General features: G+C 61.9%; 14 protein-coding genes and 1 pseudogene. 4 read left to right on the forward strand and 11 right to left on the reverse strand.

The genetic code is table 11. The features are described 5' to 3' along the window. Both modC and AC5E6N_RS17670 read left to right on the forward strand, forming a co-directional pair. A partial coding sequence (gene modC, locus AC5E6N_RS17665; RefSeq protein WP_491749046.1) for a molybdenum ABC transporter ATP-binding protein occupies positions 1-1,078 on the forward strand: 1,078 nt, incomplete at its 5' end. Between the two features lie 510 nt (positions 1,079-1,588). Next, positions 1,589-2,251 (forward strand): annotated as a pseudogene (locus tag AC5E6N_RS17670) (TRAP transporter large permease subunit); the annotation flags it as partial. 30 nt (positions 2,252-2,281) lie between these two features. Here AC5E6N_RS17670 and AC5E6N_RS17675 read toward each other — a convergent pair. Beyond that, on the reverse strand, positions 2,282-3,478 hold the full coding sequence (locus tag AC5E6N_RS17675) for a pyridoxal phosphate-dependent aminotransferase (protein ID WP_491749047.1): 1,197 nt from the start codon (positions 3,476-3,478) through the stop codon (positions 2,282-2,284). 106 nt (positions 3,479-3,584) lie between these two features. Here AC5E6N_RS17675 and AC5E6N_RS17680 point away from each other — a divergent pair, with 106 nt between their 5' ends. Continuing rightward, positions 3,585-3,806, forward strand: a complete 222-nt coding sequence (locus tag AC5E6N_RS17680; RefSeq protein WP_491749048.1) for a hypothetical protein — start codon at positions 3,585-3,587, stop codon at positions 3,804-3,806. 6 nt (positions 3,807-3,812) lie between these two features. On the opposite strand, the gene AC5E6N_RS17685 is transcribed toward AC5E6N_RS17680, so the two are convergent. The 5 genes from AC5E6N_RS17685 to AC5E6N_RS17705 form a co-directional block, all read right to left on the reverse strand. Further along, a complete protein-coding gene (locus tag AC5E6N_RS17685; protein WP_491749049.1) occupies positions 3,813-5,009 on the reverse strand; it encodes a multidrug effflux MFS transporter in 1,197 nt (398 codons plus the stop codon). 175 nt (positions 5,010-5,184) lie between these two features. Next, positions 5,185-6,243: a nickel/cobalt transporter gene (locus AC5E6N_RS17690; RefSeq protein WP_491749050.1), complete on the reverse strand. Its 1,059-nt coding sequence runs from the start codon at positions 6,241-6,243 to the stop codon at positions 5,185-5,187. Continuing rightward, positions 6,237-6,890, reverse strand: coding sequence for a DUF1007 family protein (locus AC5E6N_RS17695; RefSeq protein ID WP_491749051.1), 654 nt, complete (start codon positions 6,888-6,890; stop codon positions 6,237-6,239). Before AC5E6N_RS17695 ends, AC5E6N_RS17690 begins: the two co-directional genes overlap by 7 nt. A gap of 129 nt (positions 6,891-7,019) precedes the next feature. Next, the gene (locus AC5E6N_RS17700; RefSeq protein WP_491749052.1) at positions 7,020-7,928 is read right to left on the reverse strand and encodes a LysR family transcriptional regulator; all 909 of its coding nucleotides are present in this window, start codon (positions 7,926-7,928) and stop codon (positions 7,020-7,022) included. After that, complete coding sequence (locus AC5E6N_RS17705) at positions 7,916-9,130, reverse strand: amidase (protein ID WP_491749053.1); 1,215 nt, start codon at positions 9,128-9,130, stop codon at positions 7,916-7,918. Before AC5E6N_RS17705 ends, AC5E6N_RS17700 begins: the two co-directional genes overlap by 13 nt. Before the next feature lie 526 nt (positions 9,131-9,656). On the opposite strand from AC5E6N_RS17705, the gene odc2 reads away from it, so the two are divergent. Beyond that, complete coding sequence (odc2, locus tag AC5E6N_RS17710; RefSeq protein WP_491749054.1) at positions 9,657-10,790, forward strand: ornithine/lysine decarboxylase; 1,134 nt, start codon at positions 9,657-9,659, stop codon at positions 10,788-10,790. Positions 10,791-10,817: 27 nt separating this feature from the next. Here the strand turns inward: odc2 and AC5E6N_RS17715 are convergent, their stop codons facing one another. The 5 genes from AC5E6N_RS17715 to AC5E6N_RS17735 form a co-directional block, all read right to left on the reverse strand. Continuing rightward, entirely contained in the window at positions 10,818-11,762 is a 945-nt protein-coding gene (locus AC5E6N_RS17715) for a carbohydrate kinase family protein (protein ID WP_491749055.1), read from the reverse strand. After that, positions 11,762-12,451 (reverse strand): D-lyxose/D-mannose family sugar isomerase, encoded by a 690-nt coding sequence (locus AC5E6N_RS17720; protein WP_491749056.1) that lies wholly within the window; start codon positions 12,449-12,451, stop codon positions 11,762-11,764. The genes AC5E6N_RS17715 and AC5E6N_RS17720 overlap by 1 nt, the downstream gene beginning before the upstream one ends. An 85-nt stretch (positions 12,452-12,536) precedes the next feature. Then, a complete protein-coding gene (locus AC5E6N_RS17725; RefSeq protein WP_491749057.1) occupies positions 12,537-13,511 on the reverse strand; it encodes a WD40 repeat domain-containing protein in 975 nt (324 codons plus the stop codon). A gap of 5 nt (positions 13,512-13,516) precedes the next feature. Beyond that, on the reverse strand, positions 13,517-14,551 hold the full coding sequence (locus AC5E6N_RS17730) for a CobW family GTP-binding protein (protein WP_491749058.1): 1,035 nt from the start codon (positions 14,549-14,551) through the stop codon (positions 13,517-13,519). Positions 14,552-14,614: 63 nt separating this feature from the next. Next, positions 14,615-15,406 carry a creatininase family protein gene (locus tag AC5E6N_RS17735; RefSeq protein ID WP_491749059.1) on the reverse strand — a complete coding sequence of 264 codons (792 nt, stop codon included), beginning with the start codon at positions 15,404-15,406 and terminating at the stop codon, positions 14,615-14,617. Between the last annotated feature and the right edge of the window lie 308 nt (positions 15,407-15,714).

A 15,714-nucleotide genomic window follows, 5' to 3' on the forward strand; every position in this document is an offset into this window, starting at 1 on the left:
CTTCAGGATCGAAGCCGAGTTTCGGGCAGGCGCGGGTGTGACCGCGCTGTTCGGTCATTCAGGTTCCGGCAAGACCAGTAGTCTGAAAATGATCGCCGGCCTCGTACGCCCGCAGGAAGGACGGATCAGCGCCGGCGAACAGGTGCTGTTCGACAGCGCCGACGGGACGGATGTTCCCGCTCAAAGGCGCCGGGTGGGCATGGTTTTCCAGGATGCCCGGCTGTTTCCGCATATGACGGTGGCGCGCAATCTGACCTATGGACGATGGGCCGGAAGACGCGCGGCGACGGCTGATTTTTCACGGATCTGCGCCCTTCTCGGGATCGCGGATTTGCTTGGCCGCTATCCGCCGACGCTTTCGGGCGGCGAGGAGCAGCGTGTTGCCATCGGCCGGGCGCTGCTTGCCGATCCGGCGCTTTTGTTGATGGATGAGCCCCTGGCCTCGCTCGATCAGGACCGCAAGAGAGAGATCCTGCCCTATCTTGAGGAAGTGCGCGACGATACCGGCCTGCCCATCGTCTATGTCAGCCATGAGGTGGACGAGGTTGCCCGGCTGGCCGACACGCTGGTGCTCCTGAACGAGGGCAAGGTGCTTGGCTCGGGCGATGCCGCCGACATGTTTTCCCGTCTCGACTTCGGCCCGGCGCTCGGGCGGCATGAGGCAAGCTCGCTGCTTTCGGGCACGGTGAGCGGCGTGGATCGGTCTTACGGCCTTTGTGCGATAGGGCTCGACGGCGGCCATCAACTCCATATCGTCAGCGACCGCGTCCGCACCGGGGATCGTCTGCGCATGCGGATCAAGGCGCGGGACGTCGCCCTTTCCTTAAAATCCCCTCAGGATGTCAGCGTGCGCAACGTGCTGCCCGCCGCGGTGCGGGATTTCGTCGTTGAGGACAGCCCCTTCGTGGAAATCGTACTGGACGTCTCCGGGCAGGCCCTGCGTGCCCGGATAACCCGCCATGCCTTTGACGATCTGGGCATCCATCACGGTCAGGATGTGTTCGCGATGATCAAATCCGTCGCGATCGGCCAACGTATGGTGTCCGGCCGTTTGACGACAAAGGACAGCGAACGATGAAATCCGGCCACGTGGCTTTTTCGGACCTTTATGAATAGTCTTTGCCCATGGTCAGTGGAGCCGCAATTCGCAGGAACTTCCGCCGCACGCGCGTCGTCACCGCGTGTGTGGTTTGCCTGTTTTCCGCTGCGGTCATTTATCTGAGCGCCGAGTGGTGGCGGCACCGGGCGGCACCGGGCGGCGCCGCAGCTTGAATCGAAAGCCGTGGAAACGCTTGCCGTCCAGGCGGAGGCGCTCTCGGGTATCCTCGACAAATACCGGCTGCTTGCGCCGCTCCTGTCGCGGGGAGCGTCGGTGATTGCGCTGTTTTCGGGCGAGACCGCGAATGCCGCCGAGGCGGCCCGGCGCAAGGCCATTGCGATTGCCAGCATGTCCGGTGCCAAGCAGGTGGCTTTTTTCTATCCGGACGGACGGGTGCTGGCATCTGCCGGTGAGCTTTTCACCGGCAATGCCGAGGAACACAGGGAATTGCTCGAAGCCGTCCGGCAGGGCCGGCTTGGCCGGCAGGCCATATCGCTCGTCATCGTGACGGCCTATGTCATGTGGCGCGGCAATGAGGGCATAACCAGGGTGCCTGCCCATTTGATGGCCGGATTGCCTGTCTGGGGACGCAATCTGATGCTGATGGGCCGCAACAGCCTGACGGTCTTCTTCAACGAGGATACCCGCAAGGTCATGGTCGATACGTCGAAGACGACGATCATGCTGATGTTCATCATCGTCAATGCGCTGCTGTTCGCCCATGTCCTGACCGGGGAGCGCATCCCCCAAGCGATCACGGATCTGATGCTTGATGCGGGCTTCACCTGGTTTACTTTCCTGACTGCCGTCAACATCCTGCTGCTGATCGGCGGTCAGTTCATGGAGCCGTCCGGCCTGTTGCTGATCGTCGCGCCGGTGGTCTTCCCGATCGCCACGGAACTGGGTGTCGATCCGGTGCATCTCGGTATCATCATGGTGGTCAATATGGGGATCGGCATGATCACGCCGCCGATCGGCCTCAACCTGTTCGTCACCTCCGGCATCACCGGGATGAGCCTCATTCAGGTGGTCAAGGCCGCGCTGCCTTTCGTGGCGGTGCTCTTCGTCTTCCTGATCCTGGTCACCTAACTGCCTGCGCTGTCGACATTCCTGCCCTACAGTCTGATGGGGCCGGAGATCGTGACCCGCTAAGTCAAGTCCATTCCAAGCCGGCGGCAGCGTTTAGTCGCCGCCGGTCTCCGCGCCCAGGAACGCTGCGATGCGGTCGATGGCAACGGAGATTCTCTCTTCGGACGCGGCGCAGGACAGGCGGATATAGCCTTCGCCGAAACCGCCGAAATCCGGGCCGCCGACCAGCGCGACGCCCGCCTCCTCGAGCAGCCGTGCGGCGAGTTCCTTTGCCTTGAAGCCCGTCGCCGAGATATTCGGGAAGGCGTAAAAAGCGCCCTTCGGCGTCGCGCAACTGATGTTCGGCGTGGCGTTCAGCCGTTCGGTCACCAGAAGGCGGCGGCGGTCGAAGGCGGCGATCATCGCGTCCACCTCGTCCTGCGGGCCGTCGATGGCGGCGATCCCGGCATATTGGCTCGGCGTGTTGACGCAGGACCAGCAATTGACCGCCAGTTTGCGCACCTTGTCGTAAAGAAACGCGCCCTCGGGGCCGTTCGGCCAGATCGACCAGCCCATGCGCCAGCCGGTCATCGCCCAGGTCTTGGACCAGCCGTTGAGGACAATCAGCCGGTTGCGGATCTGCGGAAATGTCAGGAGCGAGGTATGTTCCTCGCCGTCATAGGTCATGACGTCATAGATTTCGTCGGAAAGAACGGCCACGTTCGGGTGGCTCTCAAGCCCGTCAACGAGCTTTTCGATCTCGGCGCGCGGTGTGACGCCGCCCGTCGGATTGGCCGGAGAATTGACGATCAACAGGCGAGTTGCCGGTGTAATCTTCGAGAGCGTCTCCTCGGCGGAGAAGGCGAAGCCGTTTTCCTCGCGGATCGGGACGGGAACGGCTTTTGCCCCGGTATAGTCGATCATCGAGCGATAGATTGGAAAGCCGGGATCGGGGTAGAGGATTTCCGCGCCCGGTTCGCCGAACATGGTGATGGCCGCGAACATGGTCGGTTTGCCGCCGGGCATAATCATCACAGCGTCGGGCGAAACCTCGACGCCGGTGGTGGTCCGTGTCCTGCGGACGATGGCTTCGCGGGTTTCCAGGAGCCCGTTTGCCGGGGTGTAGCCGTGATGTCCGTCGCGCAGCGCCTTGATCGCAGCCTCGACGATGTGGGGCGGTGTTTTGAAATCCGGCTGCCCGATACCCAGATTGACGATATCGCGTCCCTCGGACTGCAACGCGGCGGCGCGTGCCAATACGGCGAAGGCGTTTTCCTCGCCGATACGATCGAAGGCGGCGACTGTCTGCATTGTGAAACTCCATGTCAAAGCGCTGGTTCTTCATGGCGCATCGGGCCTGTTATTTCAATGCGATGTGTGGGATGAGGGAACCCGGAAAACGAGGAAGGTTCGATCGATGTCCGGCAACAACGCGAAATCTCACGCAATCGCGGCAGCCATTATTCTTGTGGCCGTCGCGGTTATCTTTCTTCTCATGCCGCGCATCGTGCTGGCGCTCGGGGACATCTCGCCGTGGCTCGGTTACGGCGCCACCGTGCTGTTCATCCTCGGTTTTTTCGCGATCTTCTGGCTGCGCGCGCGCCATCAGCGCCGGAACCGGGTTGACGACGCTTCCTGATTCTCTCTATCCGGCCTGATGCACGCTCTCGCGCGGCGGGGTGAGGCGCGAGAGAACGAACGCGCCGATGCCGCACAGCGCGATGGCCGCAACCATGGGCGTCGCCGTGCCGTCGAAGAACGGGCTTGCCGCGGCAATCATCGCGCCCCCCGCCACCATCTGCAGCGTTCCGCCAAGCGATGAGGCAAGGCCGGCGATATCGCCGTGATTGTCGAGCGCCATGACCATGGTTGTCGGGATGACGAGGCCGAGGCACGCATTCGCCGCGAACAGGAAGCCGACGATGACGAACAGAGAGCCGTAGCCGGCAAGGGTCAGTGCAAAGAGCGTTATCGTCAGCAGGCAGAAACCGCTCGCCGCCAGGTTCACCATGCGCGCCATGCCGATGCGTCTGCCGATGCCGGCAGCGGCCTGCGAGGCGCCGAAGAATCCTATGGCGTTGAAGGCAAAGGCGAGGCTGAAGCCCGTCGGTGTGAGGCCGAACTGACCGCTATAGACAAAGGAGGCACTGGCGATGAAAACGAAGAAGCTCGCCATGCCGAACCCGCCGACAAAGGTCAGGCCCATGAATTCCGCATCGGTGAGGAGCGTGCGCGCGCCGCGCAGGAAGCTTTTTCGATTGAACACGACGCGGTTCTCGGGTTTGAGCGTTTCCGGCAGCATGAAACCGGTCAACAACAGGCTGCAAACGGCCGCGACGCAAAGCAGAAGGAAGATCGAACGCCAGTCGGCGAGCAGGATCATGCCGCTGCCGGCAAGCGGCGCAAGCATCGGCGAAACGCTGATGACCAGCATGATCAGCGCCATCAGGCGCGTTGCCTCAACGCCCGTGTGCAGATCGCGAATAATGGCGCGCGGGATGACCATGACGACCGCGGCACCGAGACCCTGCACGAAACGCGCAGCCGTCAGAACCTCGATGGTCGGAGCCAGAGCGCAGCCGATGGAACCGAGAATGAAGACCGCAAGACCGAAATAGAGCGGCGGCTTGCGTCCGACCTGATCGGCGATTGGCCCGTAGACCAGTTGCGATGCACCGAAGGCGATAAAGAAGACCGTCAGCGTCATCTGCACCGAACCGACCGTCGATCCGAGATCGTCGGCAATCGCGGGAAGCGCCGGCAGATACATGTCTATCGACAGCGGTCCGACACAGGACAGCAGGCCAAGGATAACGGCCGAGCGTAACATTCCGGCTGACATGGCAAGACTCTCGGGGTTCTGGTGCGGGCGCATTGCAACAAAGGGCGAAAACCGCACTTCTATCGCGATTCGAGATGGCCTGCTACACCCCGTAGCCAGTCACGGCAACGCTGCTGACAAAATGGGAGCGGCTGAATCGCAGCCAAACGGCCGCAGTCCCCGGGGACGCTGCTTCCTACGCCTGCAAGGCAGCGATCAGAAGTGTCAGCCCGATCAGCAGGACAAACAGAGCGCCGGTTATTTCGATCGCCGTGCCAAGGCGCGCTGCGGCGGACTGGCTGCTGGCGAAGCGCACCGCTGTGTTCTTGGCCATCACGGCGAGCGTGGCGAGGATGGAGACGGTAATGGCGGTGCCAATGGACATCGCTGCGACCGAGAGGACCCCGCCGACAAACAGGCCGTTCAACAGAGCAAAGGTCAGAACGATCAGCGCGCCCGAGCACGGCCGCAGGCCGATCGCCACAATCGCCGACCAGGCTTCGCGCAGATCCAGCCTTTCGGCCTGAAGCCGTGCCGGATCCGGTGCATGGCTATGACCGCATGTGGAGCAGACGCCATCGGCGCCGATCTCATGGCTGTGGTCGTGACTGTGGCTGTGGTGGATGTGGGGATGATCGTGGTCATGGTCGTGATGATGGTGGTGGACACCTGCGGCCTCTGCGTGGGCAAAGGCGGGCTTCACAGCACGCGTCAACGGCCGTAATTTGCGGATGAGCAGCCAGGCGCCAAAAGCCGCAATCAGCGCATAGCTGGCGATTTCCAGCGTATGGGTGGCGTCGCGCATCGAGATGCTGGTGCCGTGAAGCGCCAGATAGGTCACGCCGACAATGGCGATCGCGACCACACCCTGCATAAGGGCGGCGAGGAATGAAATGGCGATGCCGCGGCGCAGCGTCTGTTCATTGGCGATGACGTATGAGGAGATGACCGCCTTGCCATGGCCGGGGCCGGCGGCATGGAACACACCGTAAGCAAAGGACAGGCCGATCAATATCCACAGTTTGGCGGGATCCTCGCGCATGGCCTTCAGCGCGCCGGACATCGCGCGGTAGAACTCCTGTTGCTGGGTGTTGATCCAACTGAACAGCGACGCGAAGATGCCGCCGCCGGTGATGCTCGGTTCAGCCGTGCCGATGCCGAGGGAGGATTGGGCCATTGCCGGCGACGCCGCGAGCACGCAAAGGCAAAGGCCCAGTGTAAAAGCAGCCGCTGGCCGCACCGTCTGGTTCAACATGTCAACTCAAGCCGGGTTGCGAAGAATTTGGAAAAATCATTGCCCTCGGGGTCGTTGAAGAAGGCCTCGGTCAGCGATTCCTGGTTTTGCGCCAGGATTTCATCGGGGTCGGGCCGGATGACGGCGCGCTGGCAGGCGCCCATACTGCCGTCGACGACGAGGTCGGTATCGTTGAGGAAATCGATCGCCGTGTACATGGTCGGGTCATATACGCCGAAGCTCATTTTTCCATTCATCGGCACCGGGCGATCCGGCGTGACGGCAAAGAACATCAACAGCTGACCGTCCCTGAAGTCGACGTGAATGGCGTCCGGCGCGGCAATGCCGATATCCCGCCCGTCGCTGATGATCGATGTGTAGTAATCGAAGTCCGCCAGGGATGCGTGCACGACCTTCCCGACCGCCTCGAGTTCATCGCGTTCGAACTTGAGATTGGCGTTGAGATCGAATTCGAGGAGCACGGTCGAGGAGAAGAGTTCGTCGAAGCGCCAGACGTGACGCAGTTCACCGATCTCGCCATTGTTGATGCTGACCTCAAGGCGCGCCTCGGCGAAGACATGCGGATGGGCTTTCGCGGCAGCGCCTGTCGCGGCTGCAAACAGGCAGGCTGTTCCCAATATCTTCAGGCTCTTCGTGGCCGCTGTCATGGACATGCTCCGGTTGAGCCTTTCCGTTGCCTCACAAATTGGGCCGGAATTGGACTATGCCAGGTTCCGGCAGTGCATTTTAGTTGAATTTGACAGTAATGTGAATCGTCTGCCGCGGTTGAGATTCCGTTAACGGTCGCAATAGCCGCCATACTGCTTGAACCAGGCCGCCAGATAATCAACAAAGGCACGGACCTTTGCCGGCAGGTAGCGCCTGTGCGGATAGACCGCATATATGCCCGCATCGTCCGGCAGGCGATCGTTGAAAAGCGTGACGATCTCGCCGCTCTTCAAGAGCGGCCAGACGACGAAGTCGGGCAGAACCGAGACGCCGACACCTGCGCTTACGGCCTTCATGCTTGCCGACGGGCTGTTGACCTCGATCGGTCCCTTGACGGAAACGGTCTCCATCGCGCCGGATTTGCCGCGAAAATGCCAGTTGTTGAGCGATCGGCTGTTGGTATCGGTGATGCACGGCACGCCAGCGAGGTCAGAGGGTTCTTTCAGGTCCGGGTGACGTTTGATGAAATCCGGGCTGGCGCACACATAGGCCTTGAAGGGGGCCAGTTTGCGGGCGATCAGCCCCGAGTCCGCCAGCCTGGTAATCCGGATCGCAACGTCGAATCCCTCCTCGACGAGATCGACAAAACGGTCGTCCGAGGCGATCTCCAGCTTGATCTCGGGGTTTTCCATGGCGAAGTCGATCATCGAGCGGCCGATATCGGCGTCGGTGAAGGTCCGCGGGGCGGAGACCCGGATCGTTCCCTTCAGATCGCGGTTCGACTCACGTACCAGATCGGCCAGGTTATCGATCTCCTTGAGGATATCGGACGCGGAGCGGTAATAGGTGTGTCCGGCTTCGGTCAGGGAGAACTGCCGAGTGGTCCGGTTGAGGAGCAGGGCCCCCAGATCGTCCTCCAGTTCGCGGACATATTTCGAAAGCAGCGCCTTGGAGCGCCCGTTCTTTCGGGCCGCCGCGGAAAAACCCTCGGCCTCAACCACATCGATGAATGCACGAATGCGCGTCAGTGTGTCCATGCCTGTGCCTTGTCTGCGTTGGTCGCGTTGATGATCTTCCGACCGATTGCGAGCAGGGCGAGGTCGGAACCTCTGGGGCCGAGAAGTGAAATCCCGAACGGCGCGCCGTCGATGCTCGCGAGCGGCAATGTGAGTTGCGGAAAGCCGGTCAGGCCCGAAAGGCATAAAAGCCGAATGGCCCGCTCGCGGTAGTCCTGAAGGTCGTCAAAGGATGCGGCGGCAAGCGGTGCGGCGCCCGGAACCGTCGGCATGACGATGAGCCCGTCATCGCCGAGCAGTTCTTCAAGCTCCGATGTCAAAGCCTCGCGTTTTAACGTCTCGGCACGGTAGGTCTCGGCGCTGATGGTCTCGCCATAGGCAAAGCGCTCCTTGACGCCGGGACCGAGCCCGCGATCGGCGCTTGAAATCCACGCTCCATGATTGCGCCAGGCCTCGAAGGCCTGGGTCTTGCGCAAACACCAGTAGCGTTCCTCCACATCGAGCGATGTCATCGATGTGTTTTCCGCGTTGCCGAACAATGTCTGGATGGCGCTTATCGCACCGTTATAAGCGTCACGTTCGATTGTTCCGGCAAGCAGCGCCTCCTGCTCGTCCAGTCGAATAAGCCAGGATGGGTCGGTGGTCGCGGCCGGCAGAAGGCGTTCGGCGACCTTGATGTAAAGGTCGATGTCGCGAGCGAACCAGCCGAAGACGTCGAAGCTTTCAGCCAGCGGCATGGTGCCGTCGAGCGGGATCAGGCCATGGGTCGTCCGCAATCCCACCAGCCCGCAATAGGAGGCCGGGGCGCGGATCGAGCCGCCCGTGTCCGATCCGGTGGCGATGTCCGCCAGTCCGCCGGCGACGGCCGCCGCCGATCCGGATGACGATCCGCCGGTGACCCGGTCCGTTGCCGCCGGGTTGATGGCGCGGGGAAAATGGGCGTTTTGTCCGGTCAGGGAGAAGGCCAGTTCGTCGGTCTGCGTCTTGCCGATGAAGCGGGCTCCGGCGTCAAGCAGCGTCTTGACCGGCGCTGCCGTCTGCGACGCGGGTTCGCTGGCGGCCTGTTTGTCCGGGTTGCCGCATCCGGTCCTGTGCCCCGCCACGTCGAAGATGTCCTTGACCGCCAGTGTGCAGCCGGACAGCGGCCCGTCGGATGACAGCGCAAGCGCAGGCCCCTTGGAATCCACAAAGGCATTGAGCGGATCGCTGCGCACCAGGTCCATGGTGGTTGTCTCTATTTGTTGAACTGAAATCCATCTGTTGTTCATCTTTTCGCAATTGCGAAAGAATGTCCATAGATGTCGGCGAAAAACCGCTTGATTGTGACAGCGTGACGCCTTATGTCCGCATCTGCCCAAAGTCGCACGTGCCTGTGGGTGTCCGCCGACCCTCGTAAAGGTGAGGAAATCGGTAAGGTACCTGGAACTAACCCCTCCAGTCGGTTTGCCGGCCAACCGTCAGATCGAGGACATCTTGAAGCAACGACGGTGCGGGCCTTTATGGTGTCTGCCGGCTGTCCAAAGGCCGGGGTTACTGCAGAGGCACACCTTCATTGCCGGACGTGCGGTCGGGGTTCCCAACCAATCCAAGGCAGACAAAGCAGGAGCGTTCGGACCGGTTTCGGCCCGAGGTTCCACCGTCGCATCGACCATGCGTTGCGGTGCCGGTTTTTCCACCCATCGGCCCCCTGACAAATGATCGAATGCCCTTTGTCATCCGGAGCGATCCGGATTTGATTGGGAGAAACCGATGACCACTGAACGTATAATCGACTTTCTGAACACAAGACGACCGGACGGACCGTGCCTTGTCGTCGATCTGGATGTCGTCAGAGACAATTTCACCGCTTTCCGGCGCGCTCTGCCGGGCAGTGCGATCTTCTACGCCGTCAAGGCCAATCCGTCGCCCGAAATCCTACGCCTGCTTGCATCGATGGGATCGAGTTTCGATGCCGCATCGGTGAGCGAGATCGAAATGGCTCTGGAAGCCGGGGCGACGCCGGACCGCATTTCCTTCGGCAATACGATCAAGAAGGAACGCGACATCGCCCGCGCCCACGAGCTGGGCGTGACGATGTACGCCGTCGATGCGCCGGAAGAGGTGGAGAAGGTCGCGCGGGCCGCGCCCGGCGCGCGCGTTTTCTGCCGCGTCCTGACCGATTGCGACGGCGCGGAATGGCCGCTGTCGCGGAAATTCGGCTGCGCGCCGGATATGGCGCCCGATGTGCTGCGTCTGGCCGATGCGCTGGGTCTTGAGGCCCACGGCGTGTCGTTCCACGTCGGCTCCCAGCAAACCGACATCAACGCCTGGGACAGGGCCCTTGGCGATGCGCGCCGCGTCTTCGATATGCTTGCCACCGAAGGCATCGCCCTGAAGATGGTCAATCTGGGCGGCGGCTTTCCGACGCGCTATCTGAAGGACGTGCCGGCCGCCGAGGCCTACGGGCAGGTGATCTTCGAGGCGCTTAGCCGCCATTTCGGCAATCGGATTCCCGAAACGATCATCGAGCCGGGGCGCGGCATGGTGGGCAATGCCGGTGTTATCAAGGCCGAGGTGGTTCTCGTCTCGCGCAAGGCCGACAACGACAATCTGCGCTGGGTCTATCTCGACATCGGCAAGTTCGGCGGTCTCGCGGAAACCATGGACGAATCGATCCGCTACCCGATCCGTACGGCACGCGACAGCGACCGGTTCGAGCCGTGTGTCCTGGCAGGACCGACCTGCGACAGCGCCGACGTGCTTTACGAAAAGACGCCCTATCCGCTGCCCATCTCGCTGACGATCGGCGATGAGGTGCTGATCGAGGGAACGGGCGCCTATACGACCACTTACGCATCGGTGGCGTTCAACGGCTTCGAGCCGCTCAAGTCCTACGTGATCTGAACGGTACATACGGCGGGCGTGGAAGACTCAGGCTTTCGCGCCCGCAGACAGTTCGTGAAGCCAGGGCGCATCGGCGCCGGAGCGCGAAACGGTCACGGCCGCCACCTCGGTCCCGAAGGTCAGCGCCGCCTTCAGCAGCGCCGCGTCGATTTCTGCTATGCCGGGCTTTGTCAGAACGCCGAGGTCGGAGAGTTTCGCCAGAAGGCCGGCATTGAACGTATCGCCGGCGCCGACCGTGTCGGCAACCTTCACCCGTTTCGGTCTGGCGCTGACCCTTTCTCCGTCCGACATCAGCGCGGTGACTTCATCGTCGCCGCGCGTGACGACAATAAGGGACGGGCCCGTTCTTTGAAGCATGCGGCATTTGTGTTCGAGCGTGCCTTCACCCGGAACCAGCCAGGACAGATCCTCATCGGACACTTTGACGATGTCGCTCAGCGCGATCATCGCATTGATGCGTTTGCGATAGGCCTTGGTATCGGAGATGAAGCCGGTGCGGATATTCGGATCGAGCATGATCACCCGGTCGCGGGCCTCGCGCTTTTGCAGATAGGCGAGGGTGGCCGCGCACGGTTCGTTGATCAGACTGATGCCGCCGAAGAAGAGGGTTGAAACCTCTGCCGGAATTGACGGCAACCGCTCCGCCGTCAGCATGCGTCCGGCGCTCATCTCGTCGTAGAATGTGTAGCTGGCCTGGCCGTCATTGAGTTCGACGAAGGCCAGTGTCGTGGGGCGGGCGCTCGACACGCACAGGCTGTGATCGACCTTGCTGCTTTCAAGCGTCGCTCTCAATTGCCGGCCGAACAGGTCCGTCGACAGGCCGAAGAAGAAACCGGCCGGTTTTTCCAGCCGCCCGAGGGCAATCGCGGTGTTGAACACTGCGCCGCCGGCAAGGGGCTGGAAGCCGCGTACGCCGTCCGCGCCGGTCATCGGGATCATGTCGATCAGCGCTTCTCCGCAGCAAAGGATCATCAGGCGCTCCGGTCGATATGGGTGTCGTAGTCCGATACGAGGAGGTGCAGCGGCGGCACATCTTCCTCGATGGTCGAGAACCGGTTGATCGGCATTTCGAAAATATTGTCCGTCCTGTCGTCATTAACGGTGGATACTTCGCCGATCAGCACATCCTTGCCCTCGGCCCAGAAGGCATGCCAGACGCCGGGCAGCAGGGTGACGCTTTCGCCGGGATCGAGCTTGAGCAGGCCGCCGGCTTCGAAGGTGCGCATGCGCCCGTCGACCGGAACGGTGACTTCGGCCGATCTGTCGATCGAGCCGTCTTCGGCCGATGCAAAGAGCTCCAGCACCAGCTTGCCGCCGCCGCGATTGATGATGTCTTCCGCCTTGACGATGTGGCGGTGCATGGGGCTGAGCTGGTTCTTGCGCGAAATCATTATCTTTTCGGCATACAACATGCCGCGGCCGGAAGCGAGGTCGGCGGCGTTTCCATTCCTGACCGTAAACAGAAAAAGCCCCATTTCATCAAAACGGCCTTCGCCATAGTCGGTGATATCCCAGCCCTTGCCGCGATCGATGATCATCCTGTCGGCGGTCGTTCGCATCTGCTCGGGCGTCCAATAGGCGAAGGGCGGCAGAATGTAGCCGAAGGATCGTATAAAAGCGTCGCCGCTTTTGAGAATTTCGTTGATCTGTGAGCGTTTCATCGTTTCTTTCATCGCGGCGCTGAAACCGGCCGGCATGTGTTGCAGCGCCCTTTCATAACATTCATTCCGGACACGATACGAGGCATCAGGCGGTCAGGTCCGCGATCCCGCAATCTCCGGCCTCCGTGCCGAAGGCGATCTGCACACCCCGGCGGCTCCAGCACATGGTGCTGATTGCGCCGCGCCCGCCGCGCCGCAGGACCGCTTCATTGCCGTCGGACAGCCGTGCAGCGAGGATTACTCCGTCGCCGTAGCCGATGGCGACGACATCGTCGGTCGGATGGCAGGCGACGCAGGTGACCGTGGTGTCGTCGCGGGTGCCGAGCTCAAGCGGCGCCTTGCCCATCGGGCCGTCCTTGCCGGAAAACGGCCAGACGACGGCCGCCGGAGCGCCCGATGAGGCGAGCCATTTTCCCCTGGCGCTCCAGCTGAGGGATTTGACCTTCGCGGGATAGCCCGTCATGCGCATGTGCTTGCCGTCTTTCAGACGCCAGCCGTGCAAGGCGTTTTCCTGCATCGACGAGACGACATAATTGCCGTCCGGCGAAAAGGTGACCAGCGTGTGTGCGCCTTTCCATTCGAGATCGACGGGCTTGGCCTGAAGGCCGGCCCAGTGCAGCGAGACGCCGTTGTAACGCGCGGCAGCGATGCGCATGCCCTTCGGAGCAAAGGCCAGCCCCTCGACGGTGCGCCGTTCCTGAAACTCCAGGAGGTTGCCGTCGGATTTACGCACCACGGCCGCGCGACCGGTTGCAAAGGCGACCGCGTTTTGCGGTCCGGCGGCCACGCAGGTGATCCATTTGCCGGAATTTTCCGCAAGAACCGTCGTCGTTCCGTTGCTGTCGGTCGACACGATCTTGCCGTCCTCGCCGCCGGTGACGAGCGCATCGCCTGACGGATTGCGGGTGGCGCAGAGCAGGCCGTCATGCGGCGTCGCCGAATGGGCGCCGTGATCAAGCCAGTGGACGGTCCCGTCGGCCATGGCGAAAAACGGAATATCGCCGATATAGACCGCGGCAACGCAGTGCTCGTTGAGATCAAGGGGCGCGATGGTCGGCATCCCGGCTAGGCCTGACAGGCCTCGAAGCTGCGTTTGAGCTTTTCGCGGTCGAGATCGCGACCGATGAACACGATGCGGCTCTGCCTTTCTTCTCCATCGTTCCATGGACGCTGGTGATCGCCTTCGACGATCATATGAATGCCCTGAACGACATAACGGTCGTCATCGCCGTCAAAGGCGATGATCCCTTTCAGCCGCAGGATGTTCGGCCCGTCGATCTGCGTCGTTTTCTGGATCCAGGGAAAAAACAGGTCCGGTTTGACGGGCCCGGCCCGCAACGAGATCGACTCGACCGAGGAATCGTGAATATCCGATGCATGGGCATGATGATGGTCGTGCTCGTGGTCCTGATCGCAGTCCGGCCCGCAGGCATGATCGGGATGGCCATGCTCGAGAAAATGGGGATCGTTGTCGAGGGCGCGTTGCAGATCAAAGGCGCCGCGGTCGAGAACATCGGCAAGCGCGATCGCCGCCCGTTCGGTGCGATGGATGCGGGCCGACGGGTTGATCGCGCTGATGCTCGCTTCCACCGCCGCAAGCTGTTCTTCGTCGACAAGGTCGGTCTTGTTCAAAAGCACGACATCGGCAAAGGCGATCTGGTCCTCGGCCTCGCGGCTGTCTTTCAGGCGCAGCGGCAGGTGCTTGGCGTCGGCAAGCGCGACCACCGCATCCAGGCGGGTCTTGGCGCGTACGTCATCGTCCATGAAAAAGGTCTGGGCGACCGGCGCGGGATCGGCGAGGCCCGTCGTTTCAACGACGATGGCGTCGAAACGGCCGGGCCGGCGCATCAGGCCCTCGACCACGCGGATGAGATCGCCGCGCACGGTGCAGCACACGCAGCCATTGTTCATCTCGTAGATCTCTTCATCCAATTCGACGATGAGGTCGTTGTCGATGCCAATTTCTCCGAATTCGTTGACGATGACGGCATAACGCTTGCCGTGGTCCCCGGAGAGGATCCGGTTGAGAAGGGTTGTCTTGCCCGACCCGAGATAGCCGGTCAGCACGGTGACCGGAATGGGATTTGCGGCTTCGTTCATTTTGGGCTCCTGACGTTGGAACCGCATATAGGCGATCGCCGGCCTGTGCGCCAGCCGACGGGTTTATCGCAGGCGGGTCATATCGAATGTGTGAACGTCCCACAACAGTTCAAGCAGTCCGGCAACGCTGTGGGCGATCAATACCTCGCCCTTATGGGCGGTGGCCGCAAGAGCGTTGCCGGTCGCGCCTTCCGGGTTGAGATCGGAGATTTTCCAGCCGAAGGCGTGGGGACCGTAGGCGCGCAGATGGCTGGCCGAATTCTGCAGCGTCTCCTGGTAGGACTCAAAATCAGCCGCCCTGGCGATATCGACCAGATCCGGCCGCAGCGCCAGCATGACCGAGGTCTCGATCTCGCCGGCGTGGATACCGATATCCTTCTCGCGGGTGGTGATGACACCGTCGGGCACGCCGAACCGGGTCCAGCTCGTGGCGACGGCGAGCATGGAAAAGCGCACACGGGCTTCGGTCGCAACAATCGTCATCAAAGGTGAATTGCCGCCATGCGCGTTGAGCATGATCAGCTTTCGCACCCCCTGCCGGCTCAGCGCGCCGGCGATGCCGAGCCAGCGGTTGACCGCCTCGTCCCAGCCAAGGCTGCGGGTGCCGGGAAAATCCATATGTTCGACCGAATACCCCTCGGGCTCGACGGGAAGGAAGGTCACCGGCAGATCTTCCGGAAGGGCCGCGGCCGCCGCTTCCGCGATGCCGCCGGCAATGATGCTGTCGGTTTCCAGGGGCAGATGCGGACCGTGCTGCTCATGCGCGCCGAGCGGCAGCACGGCGATCCAGTCCTGCCGCTCCGCGGCCGGAAGACCGGTGTCGTTTTCGCTCCAGATGGGATGGGGAAAAGCCATCGGCTGAACATCTCCTGCTTTTGGTTCGCGCGTGACCGGATCGGTCATGGAATCGACACGCCTTGAGCGTATTCGCTTGAGGCTGCGGTTTCAAACCGCCGCGCAGAAGCGTTAGCGGACTAAAATTTGCCGGAAGGCCTTAAAGAAGTTGCAACCGAAAGGTGAAGCCGAAGTCAGGTGATCGCGCGTCCTTTGCAGTCGGGCATTTGGAAAACAAGGCGCGAAACGCTATAATTCAAGAGATCAGCAATGTCCTGTCAGGGCATTTGGATCAGGAGGCCGCCATGGCCAAAAAAAGTAAATCCGGC

This window comes from Hoeflea sp. (assembly GCF_984452065.1).